The organism is Priestia sp. P5_B4 (assembly GCF_056400385.1).
In genome coordinates, this window is the sequence record NZ_JBFULJ010001549.1 from 1 (window position 1) to 509 (window position 509).

Genomic DNA, 509 nt, shown 5'->3' on the forward strand with positions numbered 1-509 from the left:
TCTTAACACACTATGATTAGCCAATTTCCTGCCTCGGTTAGAGTGATTGTATTCAGTGAGAACAAATTTCACATGATCGTGAATATCGTTTCGTAACACAATGGTTTGGTTATTTATATTTTTGCTATAAATAAAATCTTCATATCCCGTTTCGCCACCTGAGTTTATATGAATAGATAAGTATACATCAGCACCCCACGCATTGGCTTTGTTGACCCGTTCATTTAATGACAAAAACACATCGGTTGTACGCGTTGTACAAAGAGAAAATCCTTCATAGTGAGTAGAAAGAAAAGAGATGATGTACTGTTGAACAGCTAACACTAAGTCTTTTTCATATAACCCGCTGGCGACAGCCCCTAAATCTGTCCCTCCGTGACCTGCATCTAAATAAATTTTTTTCATATAACCTGTCTCCTCCTTATCCGTAGCATATGCATGAATAAGCGAAGACGTTTGTTATATAAAACTACTTTTATGTATAAAGCTTTTTACTATGACTCATTTAG

General features: G+C 36.0%; 1 protein-coding gene. It reads right to left on the reverse strand.

The features are described from left to right. Positions 1–405, reverse strand: a 405-nt coding sequence (locus AC1DRF_RS32105) for an N-acetylmuramoyl-L-alanine amidase family protein (protein WP_477742843.1), incomplete at its 3' end; no start/stop codon positions are given. Positions 406–509: the final 104 nt, after the last annotated feature.